Annotated in this window: 15 protein-coding genes; 10 read left to right on the forward strand and 5 right to left on the reverse strand. The window is 55.7% G+C overall.

Annotated elements, in window-relative coordinates:
* The first annotated feature begins 165 nt into the window (after nt 1–165).
* Entirely contained in the window at nt 166–576 is a 411-nt protein-coding gene (gene psiE, locus SK50_RS04035; RefSeq protein ID WP_000202963.1) for a phosphate-starvation-inducible protein PsiE, read from the forward strand.
* Nucleotides 577–673: 97 nt separating this feature from the next.
* On the opposite strand, the gene malG is transcribed toward psiE, so the two are convergent.
* From malG to malE, 3 genes are all read right to left on the reverse strand, one after another.
* On the reverse strand, nt 674–1564 hold the full coding sequence (gene malG, locus SK50_RS04040) for a maltose ABC transporter permease MalG (RefSeq protein ID WP_003860332.1): 891 nt from the start codon (nt 1562–1564) through the stop codon (nt 674–676).
* A 14-nt stretch (nt 1565–1578) separates the two neighbouring features.
* Nucleotides 1579–3123 (reverse strand): maltose ABC transporter permease MalF, encoded by a 1545-nt coding sequence (gene malF / locus SK50_RS04045; protein WP_017694723.1) that lies wholly within the window; start codon nt 3121–3123, stop codon nt 1579–1581.
* Nucleotides 3124–3244: 121 nt separating this feature from the next.
* Nucleotides 3245–4435, reverse strand: coding sequence for a maltose/maltodextrin ABC transporter substrate-binding protein MalE (gene malE, locus SK50_RS04050; RefSeq protein WP_017382618.1), 1191 nt, complete (start codon nt 4433–4435; stop codon nt 3245–3247).
* 371 nt (nt 4436–4806) lie between these two features.
* Here malE and malK point away from each other — a divergent pair, with 371 nt between their 5' ends.
* The 5 genes from malK to ubiA all read left to right on the forward strand — a co-directional run bounded on the left by malK (nt 4807) and on the right by ubiA (nt 9871).
* Nucleotides 4807–5916, forward strand: a complete 1110-nt coding sequence (gene malK, locus SK50_RS04055; protein ID WP_003860329.1) for a maltose/maltodextrin ABC transporter ATP-binding protein MalK — start codon at nt 4807–4809, stop codon at nt 5914–5916.
* Nucleotides 5917–5958: 42 nt separating this feature from the next.
* On the forward strand, nt 5959–7269 hold the full coding sequence (locus SK50_RS04060) for a maltoporin (RefSeq protein WP_026080558.1): 1311 nt from the start codon (nt 5959–5961) through the stop codon (nt 7267–7269).
* Between the two features lie 114 nt (nt 7270–7383).
* Entirely contained in the window at nt 7384–8322 is a 939-nt protein-coding gene (gene malM, locus SK50_RS04065; protein ID WP_015570172.1) for a maltose operon protein MalM, read from the forward strand.
* 172 nt (nt 8323–8494) lie between these two features.
* Entirely contained in the window at nt 8495–8992 is a 498-nt protein-coding gene (gene ubiC / locus SK50_RS04070; RefSeq protein ID WP_015570175.1) for a chorismate lyase, read from the forward strand.
* A gap of 12 nt (nt 8993–9004) precedes the next feature.
* Nucleotides 9005–9871 (forward strand): 4-hydroxybenzoate octaprenyltransferase, encoded by an 867-nt coding sequence (ubiA, locus tag SK50_RS04075; protein WP_015570176.1) that lies wholly within the window; start codon nt 9005–9007, stop codon nt 9869–9871.
* Between the two features lie 92 nt (nt 9872–9963).
* On the opposite strand, the gene plsB is transcribed toward ubiA, so the two are convergent.
* Nucleotides 9964–12384, reverse strand: coding sequence for a glycerol-3-phosphate 1-O-acyltransferase PlsB (gene plsB, locus SK50_RS04080; RefSeq protein ID WP_017694720.1), 2421 nt, complete (start codon nt 12382–12384; stop codon nt 9964–9966).
* Nucleotides 12385–12538: 154 nt separating this feature from the next.
* Between plsB and SK50_RS04085 the strand changes: the two genes are divergently transcribed.
* The 4 genes from SK50_RS04085 (at nt 12539) to SK50_RS04100 (ending at nt 15354) form a co-directional block, all read left to right on the forward strand.
* Nucleotides 12539–12907, forward strand: a complete 369-nt coding sequence (locus tag SK50_RS04085; RefSeq protein WP_045344654.1) for a diacylglycerol kinase — start codon at nt 12539–12541, stop codon at nt 12905–12907.
* Between the two features lie 108 nt (nt 12908–13015).
* Nucleotides 13016–13624 (forward strand): transcriptional repressor LexA, encoded by a 609-nt coding sequence (gene lexA, locus SK50_RS04090; RefSeq protein WP_003860318.1) that lies wholly within the window; start codon nt 13016–13018, stop codon nt 13622–13624.
* Between the two features lie 63 nt (nt 13625–13687).
* On the forward strand, nt 13688–15025 hold the full coding sequence (dinF, locus tag SK50_RS04095) for an MATE family efflux transporter DinF (protein WP_023302925.1): 1338 nt from the start codon (nt 13688–13690) through the stop codon (nt 15023–15025).
* Nucleotides 15026–15144: 119 nt separating this feature from the next.
* Entirely contained in the window at nt 15145–15354 is a 210-nt protein-coding gene (locus SK50_RS04100; RefSeq protein WP_003860314.1) for a CsbD family protein, read from the forward strand.
* 47 nt (nt 15355–15401) lie between these two features.
* On the opposite strand, the gene zur is transcribed toward SK50_RS04100, so the two are convergent.
* Entirely contained in the window at nt 15402–15914 is a 513-nt protein-coding gene (zur, locus tag SK50_RS04105) for a zinc uptake transcriptional repressor Zur (protein WP_032103677.1), read from the reverse strand.
* Nucleotides 15915–15955 lie beyond the last annotated feature (41 nt).

The following is a 15955-nucleotide window of genomic DNA, read 5'->3' on the forward strand; positions in this document are numbered from 1 at the left end:
GGTGGCGCTGCGCTTACCGGGCCTACGAGAGTGTTTTTGTAGGCCGGGCAAACGCAGTGCCGCCCGGCAAGAATGTTCATCTGGACAAAACATAAACAAAAAATATAGATCCCCGTCACATTTTTGCGTTATACAGGAACCTCGCCCTGGAGAATGAGGTGCTGTATGACATCCCTGACGCGTCCGCGCGTTGAGTTTATCTCAACGATACTCCAGACCGTGCTGAACCTCGGTCTGCTGAGCCTTGGCCTGATCCTGGTCGTTTTTCTGGGTAAAGAGACGGTGCATCTGGCGGATGTGCTGTTCGCCCCTGAGCAAACCAGCAAATACGCGCTGGTGGAAGGCCTGGTGGTCTACTTTCTCTACTTTGAATTTATCGCCCTGATTGTGAAGTACTTTCAGTCCGGCTTTCACTTCCCGCTGCGCTATTTTGTCTACATTGGCATCACCGCCATTGTGCGGCTGATCATCGTCGATCATAAATCCCCGCTCGACGTGCTGATCTACTCGGCGGCGATCCTGCTGCTGGTGATCACCCTCTGGCTGTGCAACTCGAAGCGGCTGAAACGCGAATAAAAAAAATGGCGGCCCGGAGGCCGCCGAATAACAGTCACAAGTTGGTTCAATACAATACGTCTAAAGTTGAGGGTTGCAGTGGCATAACAAATGAAACTTAACCTTTCACACCGCCCGCCGTCAGGCCGTTGACCAGCCAGCGCTGGGCCAGCAGGAACACCACGGTAATCGGGATGGCAGAGAGGACGGCCGCCGCGGCAAAGTCGCCCCACAGGTAGTTTTGCGGGTTGAGGTACTGCTGCATACCGACGGCAAGGGTGTAGCTGTTCACATCGCGCAGTAGCAGTGAGGCGACCGGGACTTCGGTGATGGCGGCGATAAACGACAGGATAAACACCACCGCCAGAATCGGCACCGACAGCGGCAGCAGCACCAGACGGAACGCCTGCCACGGTGTCGCCCCATCCAGCGCCGCCGCTTCTTCCAGCGAACCGTCGATGGTTTCGAAATAGCCTTTGATGGTCCACACGTGCAGGGCGATGCCGCCAAGATAGGCGAAGATCACGCCGCCGTGAGTGTTCAGGCCGATGAACGGCACATACTGCCCAAGACGGTCAAACAAGGCATACAACGCCACCAGCGACAGCACGGCCGGGAACATCTGGAAAATCAGCATCCCTTTCAGCAGCGTCGCTTTGCCCGGGAAACGCATACGGGCGAAGGCGTAAGCGCAGGTGGTGGAGAGCGTCACGATGCCGATCGCAGTGATGGTCGCCACCTTCACCGAGTTCCATAGCCACAGCAGCACCGGGAACGGCGGCGGCGTGACGCGGCCATCCGCATGTTCCACGCTGAAGCCCAGCGCGAGCTTCCAGTGCTCCCAAGAGATTTCGTCCGGGATCAGGCTCCCGGTGGCGAAGTTCCCCGAGCGCAGGGAGATGGCGATAACCATCAGCAGCGGGAACATGATCGCCGCGATGAAAATCAGCAGGCCTAAGTGCGTCGCGAGGAGGCGCAGTTTCTGAGATTTGGGTTGTACCATTGCCATGTTCAGTGCCCTCCTTAGTCAAATTTCATACGTGTGGCTTTCAGGTTCACAATCGCCAGGGCGCCCACCAGCAGGAAGATCAGGGTGGCAATCGCCGCCGCCAGGCCGAAGTCCTGACCGCCGCCGCCCTCGAAGGCGATGCGGTAGGTGTAGCTCACGAGCAGGTCGGTATAGCCTGCCGGCGTGGTGGTGCCGAGACGGTCCGGGCCACCGTTGGTCAACAGCTGAATCAGCACAAAGTTGTTAAAGTTAAAGGCGAAGCTGGCGATCATCAGCGGCGTCAGCGGCTTAATGAGCAGCGGCAGGGTAATTTTGAAGAAGTTCTGGAACGGACCCGCGCCGTCCATCGCCGAGGCTTCGTACAGATCGTCCGGGATAGCCTTCAGCAGCCCCATGCACAGGATCATCATGTACGGATAACCGAGCCAGGTGTTCACGATGATAATCATCGAGCGGGCGGTGGTTGGGTCGCTGAACCAGGCCGGTTTGATACCGAACAGCGCGCTCAGCATCATGTTGATTTCACCGAAGCTCTGGTTAAATAGCCCTTTGAAAATCAGAATCGAGATAAACGACGGCACGGCGTAGGGCAGAATCAGCAGCACGCGGTAAATCGCTTTGCCTTTCAGGGACTCCCACTGCACGAGGCAGGCCAGCACCATGCCCACGGCCACGGTCAGGATCACGGTCAGCACCGAGAAGACCACCGTCCAGACGAAGATGGCGAAGAACGGTTTCTGGATGCCTTCGTCGGTAAATACGCGGGTGAAGTTGTCCCAGCCGATGGTGACGGTATAGCCCGGGCTGAGTTTGTCGTCGCCCCAGCTGCCGTCGGCATTCACCGACTGATAGAAACCGATATCGTTGTTCGGACGGTACTTCACGCCGCTCTGGTTGTTGGTCAGCGTGCCGTCATCCGCCAGAGTATAAAGCGGCTGCGTGCCGGAGAACTGGCGCAGCGAGCTCATGGTCACTTTGCTTTCGTCTGGCAGCACGGCGGTGAGCTGGGTCAGCGCCTGACGATTCTGGGTAATGATACGCAGGTTGGCACGTTCACCTTCCGGCAGGGCCGCAGCCTCTTTTAAGGCCAGCTTCTGCTCGCCGCCAAATTTGAACGCGTCGGAAAGATAGGTTTTGCCGCTCTCACCGTCAGTGAGCGCTAACTTCCACTCGTCACCCGTGGGATACAGGCCGAAGTTAAAGGTTTTACCCGCCTGGTAAGAACGATCCAGAAGCACCTGGGTGGCACGCTCCTGCGCGAGCTGGTTGGTGCTGCTGTAGTTGGTAAAGGCAATCGCGATGGTGCAGATCAGCGGAAAGAGGACAAACAGCCCCATCCCGGCAACGCCCGGGTAGACATAGCGCCAGGCGTACGCTTTACGGTTGGCGAAAATATACAGGCCAACCGAGCTTAAAATCAGCGTCATGATGGCAAACAGGTATTCCCCTTGCACGTACATTAAAACAACAAGGTAACCCACCAGCAGACACAGCAGACCTATCACTGACCACTTCAGTGCGTCGCTTTGCCACCAGTGTTTCTTTTTAATGACATCCATGGGGTTCTTCCTCTACAACGGTGGAAACTTATCGTCAGGTGGCGCTGCGCTTACCTGACCTACGGATCGTGCCGTAGTCGTAGGGCGGGTAAGCGCACGCGCCACCCGCCGTTTTTCAGACTTACTTAGTAATACGGCCCTGAGCATCTTTCAGTGCGGCATCGACAGTCTGGCGACCGCTTGCAGCGTTGATGACCGCGGTACGGGTGGCGTACCAAAACGCAGCCATCTGTGGGATGTTCGGCATGATTTCGCCTTTCTGGGCGTTATCCATGGTGGCCGCAATACGCGGATCTTTCGCCAGCTGATCCTGGAAGGATTTCAGCGCAACGGCGCCCAGCGGCTTGTCCTTGTTCACTTCATCCAGACCCTGATCGGTCAGCAGGTAGTTTTCGAGGAACTCTTTCGCCAGCTCTTTGTTCGGGCTGGCGGCGTTGATACCTGCGCTCAGCACGCCCACGAACGGTTTAGACGGCTTGCCGTTGAAGGTTGGCAGCAGGGTCACGCCGTAGTTGATTTTGCTCTTGTCGATGTTGGTCCAGGCCCACGGACCATTGATGGTCATCGCGGTTTCGCCTTTGTTGAACGCCGCTTCCGCGATGGAGTAGTCGGTATCCGCATTCATGTGTTTGTTCTTGATGAGGTCAACCAGGAAGGTCAGACCCGCTTTCGCACCTGCGTTGTCCACGCCCACGTCTTTCACGTCATATTTGCCGTTTTCAAACTTGAACGCGTAACCGCCGTCGGCAGCAATCAGCGGCCAGGTGAAGTACGGCTCTTGCAGGTTGAACATCAGGGCGGATTTACCTTTCGCCTTCAGCTCTTTATCCAGAGCAGGGATCTCTTCCCAGGTTTTCGGCGGGTTTGGCACCAGGTCTTTGTTGTAAATCAGTGACAGCGCTTCAACCGCGATTGGGTAAGCGATCAGCTTGCCGTTATAGCGAACGGCGTCCCAGGTGAACGGGAACAGTTTGTCCTGGAAGGCTTTGTCTGGCGTAACTTCTGCCAGCAGGCCAGACTGCGCGTAGCCCCCGAAACGGTCATGCGCCCAGAAGATAATGTCCGGACCATCGCCAGTTGCCGCAACCTGCGGGAACTTCTCTTCCAGTTTGTCCGGGTGTTCTACGGTGACTTTGATACCGGTGTCTTTCTCGAATTTTTTGCCCACTTCGGCCAGACCGTTATAGCCCTTGTCGCCGTTAATCCAGATAACCAGCTTACCTTCTTCAATTTTGGCGAGAGCCGGTGCGGAAATCATCATTGCTGCGAGGGCGGACAATGCGAAAACGCGTGCGCCAGTCTTGATCTTCATATCTGCCATCCTTTATTGGTGATGTGCTCGTGGATACATAAGGTGGTTCAACGTGACTCAGTCTCCTTATTTGACATCCTCTTTCCATCCTCCCAGTCCCTACGCCCCACCCCCTGTTTGTGTGATCCCTGTAACATAAATTTAAGTTATGAGTGCTGGCGCACATAAAAACCCACTGAATTTTGCAGGCCGCTTCACGATTTTCGCCTCAGCCCCTCCGCTGCGGTCGCAGAGCCTGCTCTCTCATCCTCCCGCCTCCTCCCCCATAAAAAAGCCGGGGGGTGGAGGATTCACGAAAGTAATGGAACACGCATAGTGAACTTATCTTGAATGTTTCTGTCGGTGACAGGTTGTAACGAAGGGAGAAGGGCATGGCGAGCGTACAGCTGCGTAATGTAACGAAAGCCTGGGGCGACGTAGTGGTGTCAAAAGACATCAATCTGGACATCCACGAAGGTGAGTTTGTGGTGTTCGTGGGTCCATCAGGCTGTGGTAAATCGACTCTGCTGCGTATGATTGCCGGTCTTGAAACCATCACCAGTGGCGATTTATTTATTGGTGATACCCGAATGAACGACATCCCGCCAGCTGAACGCGGCGTGGGCATGGTGTTCCAGTCTTATGCCCTTTATCCGCATCTTTCCGTTGCCGAGAACATGTCCTTTGGCCTGAAGCTGGCCGGCGCGAAAAAAGAGACCATTAACCAGCGCGTCACCCAGGTGGCGGAAGTGCTCCAGCTGGCACATCTGCTGGAGCGTAAACCGAAGGCGCTCTCCGGTGGTCAGCGTCAGCGTGTGGCCATTGGCCGTACGCTGGTGGCCGAGCCGCGCGTGTTCCTGCTCGATGAACCGCTTTCTAACCTGGATGCCGCCCTGCGCGTCCAGATGCGTATCGAAATCTCCCGTCTGCACAAACGCCTTGGACGCACGATGATTTACGTCACCCACGATCAGGTCGAAGCGATGACGCTGGCCGACAAAATCGTGGTGCTGGACGCCGGTCGCGTGGCGCAGGTGGGCAAACCGCTGGAGCTGTATCACTACCCGGCAGACCGCTTTGTTGCGGGCTTCATTGGCTCGCCAAAGATGAACTTCCTGCCCGTAAAAGTGACCGCGACGGCAATCGAACAGGTACAGGTGGAGCTGCCAAACCGTCAGCAAGTCTGGCTGCCGGTCGACAGCGCCAACGTACAGGTGGGGGCCAATATGTCCCTCGGTATCCGCCCTGAGCATTTACTGCCGAGCCACATCGCTGATGTGACGCTGGAAGGTGAAGTTCAGGTCGTCGAACAGCTTGGTCACGAAACACAGATTCATATCCAGATCCCCGCCATCCGTCAGAACCTGGTCTACCGCCAGAATGACGTGGTGTTGGTAGAAGAGGGTGCCACATTCGCTATCGGTTTGCCGCCAGAGCGTTGCCATCTGTTCCGTGAGGATGGCACTGCATGTCGTCGGTTGCACAAAGAGCCAGGCGTTTAAGCATTCCAATTACAAAGAAAAGCAATGATCTCAGGAGATAGAATAATGATTACTCTGCGCAAAGTCCCTCTGGCTGTCGCCATTGCGGCAGGCATCCTGTCTGCCCAGGCGGGCGCCGTAGACTTTAAAGGTTATGCTCGTTCCGGCATTGGCTGGACCGGAAGTGGCGGTGAACAACAATGTTTCCAGGCAACAGGCGCACAAAGTAAATACCGTCTCGGTAACGAATGTGAAACCTACGCCGAACTGAAACTGGGCCAGGAAGTGTGGAAAGAAGGCGACAAGAGCTTCTATTTCGACACCAACGTAGCGTACTCCGTTTCTCAACAGAATGACTGGGAATCCACCAGCCCGGCCTTCCGTGAAGCTAACGTGCAGGGTAAAAACCTGATTGAATGGCTGCCAGGCTCTACCATCTGGGCCGGTAAACGCTTCTATCAGCGTCATGACGTACACATGATCGACTTCTACTACTGGGATATCTCTGGTCCTGGTGCCGGTATTGAAAACATCGATCTGGGCTTTGGTAAACTCTCTCTGGCAGCGACCCGTTCTTCTGAGTCCGGCGGTTCTGCAACCTTCGCCGATCGTGATGCGAACGGCGACCGTATTTATGACAACGTGGTACCAAACGATGTCTTCGACGTCCGTTTAGCCGGTCTGGAAACCAACCCGGGCGGTACGCTGGAGCTGGGCGTTGACTACGGTCATACCAACATTCCTGACGACTACTACCTGCAACCTGGCGCCTCTAAAGATGGCTGGCTGTTCACCGCTGAACACACCCAGAGCATGATGAAAGGCTTCAACAAGTTCGTACTGCAATACGGTACGGATTCCATGACCTCTAACGGTAAAGGTATTCCACAGGGCGGCAGCATCGATAACGACGGCTCTATGTGGCGCGTGCTGGACCACGGTGCAATCACCCTGGCAGACCGTTGGGACCTGATGTACGTCGGTATGTACCAGAACATCGATCGTGACAACAACAACGGTACCGAGTGGTGGACCGTGGGTGTTCGTCCAATGTTCAAATGGACGCCGATCATGAGCACCTTGCTGGAAGTGGGCTACGACAACGTCAAATCTCAGAAAACTGACGACAAAAACAGCCAGTACAAAATCACCCTGGCACAGCAATGGCAGGCAGGCGACAGCATCTGGTCCCGTCCGGCTATCCGCGTCTTCGCAACCTACGCGAAGTGGGATGAGAAATGGGGCTATGCAAACAACGACTCAGGTGCAGGTTACACCTCTGGCGTAGCGTATAGCGACACCTCCGCGAAAACCTTCAGCCGTGGCGACAACGATGAGTGGACCTTCGGCGCCCAGATGGAAATCTGGTGGTAATTCGTCAAGCCTGACGTAATGACCTGAAAAGAGGGGCGCAAGCCCCTCTCTCCTTAGGGTGCTGCGCGCTATTGCCTGGCCACCGCAGTGCTCACGCTATCAGAGGTAATAACAATGAAAATGAAGAAAAGTCTCGTCGCGCTGTGCCTCTCTGCGGGGCTGTTGGCCTGTGCGCCTGCGGTCACCTTTGCAGATGTGAATTTTGTTCCTCAAAATACTAGCGCTGCGCCAGCTATTCCGGCTGCGGCACTACAGCAACTGGTGTGGACGCCAGTTGATCAATCGAAAACACAAACTACCCAGCTTTCAGCGGGGGGCCAGTCACTGAACGTGCCGGGTATCAGCGGTCCGGTCGCGGCTTTCAGCGTGCCGGCGAATATCGGCGAGCTGACCCTGACATTGACCAGTGAAGTCAATAAACAGACCAGCGTCTTCGCGCCTAACGTGCTGATCCTCGATCAGAACATGACGCCATCCGCGTTCTTCCCAAGCGACTATTTCAGCTATCAGGAGCCTGGCGTCATGAGTGCCGATCGGCTGGAAGGCGTTATGCGCCTGACGCCAGCCCTGGGTCAGCAGAAGATTTATGTCCTGGTGTTCACGACTGAAAAAGATCTGCAACAGACAACGAAGCTTGTTGACCCGGCAAAAGCCTATGCGAAAGGCACGGGGAACTCTGTCCCGGATATTCCGGACCCGCTTGCCCGTCATACCACCGATGGTCTGATCAAGCTGAAAGTCTCCACCAACAGCGCCTCCAGCGTACTCGTAGGCCCGCTGTTTGGCTCATCTGGCCCGGGTCCGGTAACGGTGGGTAATACTGCCGCGCCTGTGTACGCCGCGCCAGCCGCAGCACCGGCCGCAGCCCCGGCCCCGGCGAAAAAAGCCGAGCCCGTGCTTAACGATACTGAAACTTACTTTAACAACGCCATCAAGCAGGCGGTTAAAAACGGCGATGTCGATAAAGCGCTGAAACTGCTTGATGAAGCCGAGCGTTTAGGTTCAACCACTGCCCGTTCCACCTTTATCAGCAGTGTAAAAGGCAAGGGGTAACCGTCTCCCCACAGTGCTGATTTTGTTAGTCGTTTAGTGCGCCTGAGTGGGCGCACTTTTTTTGGCTAAGTTGCACCATTGTTGCGATAGTGATCGCTAAATTTGGTTTGTCCGTCCTCATTTTGCCAATCTGCGATACAATGCCTTTACGTTATGTATCGGAGAGTCTGGCATGTCACACCCCGCGCTAACGCAGCTGCGTGCGCTACGCTATTTCGACCAAATACCCGCGCTTGACCCGGAGCAACTGGACTGGCTGCTGCTGGAAGATTCCATGACAAAACGTTTTGAGCAACAGGGTAAAACGGTCACGGTGACGATGATTCAGGAAGGGTTTGTCTCGCCTGCGGAGATTGCCAGCGAGCTGCCGCTGCTGCCGCAAGAAGAACGCTACTGGCTGCGTGAAATTTTACTGTGTGCAGATGGCGAGCCGTGGCTTGCCGGGCGGACGGTGGTTCCTGAGTCTACACTTTCCGGGCCGGAGCTGGCATTGCAACGCCTCGGCAAAACGCCCCTGGGGCGCTATCTGTTCACCTCGTCTGAACTGACCCGTGATTTTATTGAAATTGGTTGCGATGCCGATTTGTGGGGGCGCCGTTCCCGCCTTCGTTTGAGTGGCAAGCCGTTAATACTGACGGAACTCTTTTTGCCTGCATCGCCGTTGTACTAAGAGGGAGAAAAAATGGAGTGGAGTCTGACGCAGAATAAGCTGCTGGCCTATCACCGCCTGATGCGTACTGATAAACCCATTGGCGCGCTGCTGCTGCTGTGGCCGACCTTATGGGCGCTGTGGGTTGCCACGCCGGGCGTGCCGCCGCTGTGGATCCTGGCGGTGTTTGTGGCGGGCGTCTGGCTGATGCGCGCTGCGGGCTGTGTGGTTAACGACTATGCTGACCGGAAATTTGATGGACATGTTAAGCGCACCGCGAATCGTCCTCTGCCGAGCGGTCAGGTGACCGGGAAAGAGGCGCGCATTCTGTTTGTGGTGCTGGTGCTTCTCTCTTTTATGCTGGTGTTAACCCTTAACACCATGACCATTCTGCTGTCCGTTGCTGCTCTGGCGCTGGCCTGGGTTTACCCGTTCATGAAGCGATACACCCATCTGCCGCAGGTGGTATTGGGTGCGGCATTTGGCTGGTCGATTCCCATGGCGTTTGCCGCGGTCAGCGAGTCCGTTCCGCTCAGCTGCTGGCTGATGTTCCTGGCGAATATTCTCTGGGCCGTTGCGTACGATACCCAATACGCGATGGTCGATCGCGATGACGATCTCAAGATTGGCATCAAATCGACGGCGATCCTGTTTGGTCGTCACGACAAACTTATCATCGGCATATTGCAGGTGGCGGTGCTGGCGCTGATGGTGGCGATTGGTCGCCTGAACGGGCTGAACTGGGAGTTTTACTGGTCCGTACTGGTGGCGGGGCTGCTGTTTGCGTATCAGCAGAAGCTGATCGCGAAGCGCGAGCGTGAAGCCTGCTTTAAAGCGTTTCTGAATAATAACTACGTCGGGCTGGTGCTGTTTCTGGGCCTGGCGATGAGTTACTGGTGATAAAAAAGCCGGGTGGCGGCTTCGCCTTACCCGGCCTACGATTTAGCGGAACATATAGGCCGGGTAAGCGTTAGCGCCACCCGGCTTTAGCATCATTCGCCCTGCGTCGAACTCTCAATCGTCAAACGCACATCCGCGGTAATCAGCTCTGCCAGCATCTGGTAAACCTTCATCGTCTCTTCCGGCTCGGCATCGCCCGTATCGCTAATGTACCCTTCGTCGCGCAGCGTCAGCACCAGGGAGCTGAATACCGCTTTGTCGAAGAATTCCGGGGCGTTAATGCCATGCAGAACGGAAAGGCGCTGGGCCAGCGTCCGGCTCTCTTTTTCCAGCGTACCGCGGTTGATGGACGGATTTGCACTCAGCAACCAGAAGGTAATGGCGTAGCGCTGCAACGTCTCACGCGCACCGGAAGCCAGAAGCTGCAAGGTACGGGAACGTGACGGATTGATATGCAGTTCATCATCACTGATGGTAATCAGCCCCTGACGATGCATCTCTGCCATCATTTTATCGAGCTCTGCCGCCAGTTCATCCTTACTCCAGCGCAGGAACAGCTCCGCTTTCAGCATTGGGTAGATGGCCTGAATATGGCGCAGCAGCTCCTGACGCGAAATACGGCGGTGCTGGGTAATAATGGCCGCCATCAGCGACGGCAGCATCAGCATGTGCGTGATGTTATTGCGGTAGTAGGTCATCAGCACGGCCTGCTCGCGCGGCAGAATGATGATGTCACCAATCGTATCTTTCTCGACTTCGAACTTGTTCATCTGCAACGCGTGATCGATCAGCTCGCTGGCGGTGGCAGACGGCACGGTCGAATCCACGGAATACGGCACGTTGCGCATGATATCCAGGTAGCAATCAATCTGCTCGGTCAGCTGCTCACGGGTCAGTGAACGCTGGCGAGAGGCCAGAAGCGCAGTACAACACAGGTTCATGGCGTTTGCCGCACCAGCATTGTTGATGCGTACCATCAGCTCGGATGCAATGCCGTTGACCGTTGGCGTCAGCCAGGCCGGACGTACCGCTTCGATAGGATCGATAGACTCGCGCCACTCCGGAACATGATGGTTCAGATATGTCATCAGCGGCAGGGGCTCGCCAAAGTTCACGTAGCCCTGGCCGAGGTTGCGCAGTTTACTCAGTCCACGCAGCATCTGCGGCAGACTCTCTTTCTCTTTGGTCGCACCGCGCAGCTCTTTCGCGTAGGTGCCCACCTCCATCACGTGTTCATAACCGATGTAAATAGGCACCAGCGTGATAGGACGCGTACCGCCACGCAGCATGGCCTGAATGGTCATCGACAGCGTGCCGGTCTTCGGATCGAGCAGACGACCGGTACGCGAGCGACCGCCTTCAACAAAGTACTCCACGGAATAACCGCGGCTGAACAGCTCGCCCAGATACTCCCTGAAGACGGTGGAGTAAAGCTTGTTACCCTTGAAGGTACGACGAATAAAGAACGCACCCAGACGGCGGAAAATCGGGCCTGCTGGCCAGAAGTTCAGGTTGATACCGGCAGCAATATGCGGCGGCACCAGCCCCTGGTGATAGAGCACGTAAGAGAGCAACAGGTAGTCCATGTGGCTGCGGTGGCAGGGCACATAGACAATCTCGTGGCCGTCGTGCGCTAACTGACGTACGCGCTCGGCGTTGTGGACGTTAATCCCCTGATAGAGGCGGTTCCACGTGAAGCCAAGGATACGGTCAGAGAGGCGAATCATCTCGTAGGAGAAATTCGCGGCGATCTCTTCCATCAGCGCTATCGCGTTCTGCTGCGCTTTCTCGTGCGAAATTTTCTTGCTGCGCGCTTCGTCTTCTACGGCACGGGCAATCGCTTTGGAAGCCAGCAGCTTGTTGAACAGATCCTGACGTGCCGGGAGACGTGGTCCAACGGCCGCCAGACGCTGACGTGCAAAGTGCATACGCGCAACGCGCGCCAGCTTTTGCGCAATGATTTTGTCAGTGCCGTGTTCATCCGCCATGCGGCGCAGTGAAACGGAAGGTGAGAAGCGGACAAAGCTGTCGCGTCCCAGCCAGGAGACGGCGAAGAACTTCTGAATGCCGTTGAGCATACGCAGCGGCGGGTTCTCTTCCCCTTTTTCGCGCCCCGGACGACGGCCAAACATCACCGACACCGGCACCATCTGCACGTCCAGATCGGGGTTGCTGCGGTGCAGATCGAGGTAATCATGGAACAGCTTAATGGACTCTTCTTTCGGCGTGTAATAGGTGAACACGCGCGGCCCGCCATGGATGAACACGTAGCGCGGCAGCAGCGTACCGTCGACTTCCAGCGGTTCAAGCGGGTCAGGTAAATCGTGCGCCAGACATTGAGCGCGAAGCGTCAGCAGGTCTGCCTTCGAGTTATAAGGCAAAACGTACATAATAGGGCGCGACGTATCGAGCCCTAATTCCAGCGCAGGTTCTGCTGGGATAGACTTACTTTTTACCAGGACGCTTAATGGTAAATTAAGTAATTTGTAGTAAATTCGTGGCCAGCCGGACATAAACGATGTAAAGCCTCTGGTTAATAATGCAATTGCGGCGCAAGGATAACAGAAAGCGCGCAAAATTTCTGTTGTTACCCGTCATACTTCAGGTTGCAGCAAAACGCGCTGCGGCTTTAGTTACAGACGCTATTTATCATAAAAGGTTCTTTTAATGGCCAATAATACCACTGGGTTAACTCGAATCATTAAAGCTGCCGGTTATTCATGGAAAGGTTTCCGCGCGGCATGGGTTAATGAAGCCGCTTTCCGCCAGGAAGCGGTTGCCGCAATCGTTGCCGTTGTCATCGCCTGCTTCCTTGATGTTGATGCTATCACCCGCGTACTGCTCATCGGATCTGTCGTTCTGGTGATGATAGTGGAAATTCTGAATAGCGCTATTGAGGCCGTTGTTGACCGAATCGGGTCGGAATTCCATGAACTGTCTGGCCGGGCGAAAGACATGGGTTCCGCTGCCGTACTGCTGGCGATTATCACTGCGGCGATCACCTGGGTCACGCTGCTTTGGTCGCATTTCCGATGAGCCTCGAGGAATAATTAAGTCCCTGGTTTTTTGTGCAGTTTTTGGTTCCAAAATCGCCTTTGACTGTATATACTCACAGCATAACTGTATATACACCCAGGGGGCGGTATGAAAGCGTTAACGACCAGGCAGCAAGAGGTGTTTGATCTCATTCGGGATCATATCGGCCAGACGGGTATGCCACCCACGCGTGCAGAAATTGCGCAGCGTCTGGGCTTCCGTTCTCCTAATGCTGCCGAAGAGCACCTTAAAGCGCTGGCGCGTAAGGGCGTGATTGAGATTGTTTCCGGCGCCTCACGCGGCATTCGTCTGCTTGTGGAAGAAGAGAGCGGTATTCCACTGGTGGGCCGCGTTGCCGCAGGTGAACCTCTGCTGGCGCAGCAGCACATCGAAGGGCACTATCAGGTTGACCCAGGCATGTTCAAGCCGAGCGCCGATTTCCTGCTGCGCGTTAGCGGAATGTCCATGAAAGATATCGGTATTCTGGATGGCGATCTGCTGGCGGTACACAAAACGCAGGATGTGCGTAACGGGCAAGTCGTGGTGGCGCGCATTGATGATGAAGTGACGGTTAAGCGCCTGAAAAAACAAGGCAATACCGTGCAGCTTCTGCCTGAAAACAATGAATTCTCCCCGATTGTGGTAGATCTCCGCGAGCAGAGCTTCTCTATTGAAGGGCTGGCGGTCGGCGTTATCCGCAACGGTGAATGGCTGTAATCTCTTCCTGACAGGCTGTAGTTCCTCTACAGCCTGGCCTGTTTTCTGATTCCGGTAATTTCCATGGCATTGCTAACTTCTGCCGATAAGGCGTTGTGGCGTCTTGCGCTACCGATGATTTTTTCCAATATTACCGTTCCTCTGCTGGGGCTGGTGGATACGGCGGTTATCGGGCATCTCGATTCGCCGATTTATCTTGGCGGCGTCGCGATCGGCGCAACGGCGACCAGCTTCCTCTTTATGCTGCTGCTTTTTCTGCGCATGAGTACGACAGGCCTGACGGCCCAGGCGTATGGTGCAAAAGATCCCCTGCGTCTGGCGCGTGCGCTGGTTCAGCCGCTCATTCTGGCATTCGGTGCCGGCGCGTTAATCGTTCTGTTGCGTACGCCGCTGATTGATCTTGCGCTCCATATTGTAGGCGGCAGCGATGCCGTACTGGAACAGGCCCGGCGGTTCCTCGAAATTCGCTGGCTCAGCGCGCCCGCTTCACTGGCAAACCTGGTCCTGCTGGGCTGGCTGCTGGGCGTGCAGTACGCCCGCGCGCCGGTGATCCTGCTGGTGGTGGGCAACCTGCTTAACATTGTGCTCGATCTCTGGCTGGTGATGGGGCTGCACATGAACGTCCGGGGCGCGGCGCTGGCCACGGCGATTGCCGAGTACGGTACGCTGCTGATCGGTTTGGGGATGGTCTGGCGCGTGCTGGCGATGCGCGGTATCACCCTGGATCTGCTGAAATCGGCCTGGCGCGGCAACATTCGAAAGCTGCTGGCGCTTAATCGCGACATCATGCTCCGTTCGCTTCTGCTGCAACTCTGCTTTGGTGCATTAACCGTTTTTGGTGCGCGTCTTGGGCCTGAGATCGTTGCCGTCAACGCAGTGCTTATGACATTACTGACCTTTACCGCTTACGCGCTGGATGGTTTTGCTTACGCCGTGGAGGCGCATTCAGGGCAGGCCTATGGCGCGCGTGAAAGCGGCCAGTTACGTGAAGTCTGGCGTGCTGCCTGTCGTCAGGCGGGCCTGGTGGCGCTGGTCTTTGCTCTGGTATACGCCTGTTTTGGTGGGCATATTGTCGCGTTACTCACCTCGTTGCCCGCGCTACGTGAGCTGGCAGATCGCTACATCCTCTGGCAGGTAGTATTACCGGTGGTGGGCGTGTGGTGCTATTTGCTGGACGGCATGTTTATTGGTGCGACGCGAGGGGCGGAGATGCGCAACAGCATGGCCGTCGCGGCGGCGGGGTTCGGCCTGACGCTGCTAACCCTGCCGTATCTCGGCAATCATGGCCTGTGGCTGGCGCTGGCGGTGTTTCTCTCACTGCGTGGCCTTTCGCTGGCCGTTATCTGGCATCGTCACTGGCGAAACAATACCTGGTTTCCAGCCCCGCACGATATATCGTAACGGTTAAAGATTCCGAATATAAAAACAACTGCCGAATCCTTAACTACAATAATAATCACGTCCAGCAGAAAAGAACGAAGCGGACGATACTCATAGACGCTTAACACGAGGACACGATTATGAATAAAGACGAAATCGGCGGCAACTGGAAGCAATTCAAAGGTAAAGCGAAAGAACAGTGGGGTAAGCTGACAGATGACGATATGACCGTCATTGAAGGTAAGCGCGATCAGCTGGTAGGCAAAATCCAGGAGCGCTACGGTTACGAAAAAGATCAGGCGGAAAATGAAGTCAAAGACTGGGAAACCCGTAACGACTACCGCTGGTAACCGGCACTATCCCCAAGGGCGGCCCTGAGCCGCCTTTTTCTTTGGCTTTAACGCGGCTTTTTCTTCACCAGGATAGAGTGATCGTGCTGACAGGCATCCTGATGGCTGCATGACTCCACCTCCACGCAGGCAGAACATAAGCCGTGGGCTTCAATCACGTTATGGCGCAGCGCAAAGCCCATTCTGGCTGCCAGCGTATGCATAATATCTTCCACACCTTCCGCACACTCTTCCTTCACCACACCACAGCGATCGCAGATAAACATGGCGGACGTGTGAGTTGGCTGGTCAAAAAGATGGCACAGCACATAGCTGTTTGTTGATTCCACTTTATGCACAAACCCTTGCTCCAGCAGAAAATCCAGCGCCCGATAAACGGTCGGCGGTTTTGCCTGCGGCTCGCTTTCACGCAGCAGATCGAGCAGATCGTAGGCGCTGATGGCGCCCTGTTGCAGGCTCATCAGACGCAGTACCTCAAGGCGCTGCGGGGTCAGGCGCACATTGCGTTGCGCGCACAGCTTTTCAGCTTGCGCTAACAGCTCTTTTGTGGACTTGTCCATCGGGCACCTCGGATATGGTAAGGGGTGAAAACATTCACTTT

It is taken from the genome of Enterobacter sp. BWH64 (assembly GCF_001037645.1).
Taxonomy (GTDB): domain Bacteria; phylum Pseudomonadota; class Gammaproteobacteria; order Enterobacterales; family Enterobacteriaceae; genus Enterobacter; species Enterobacter hormaechei_C.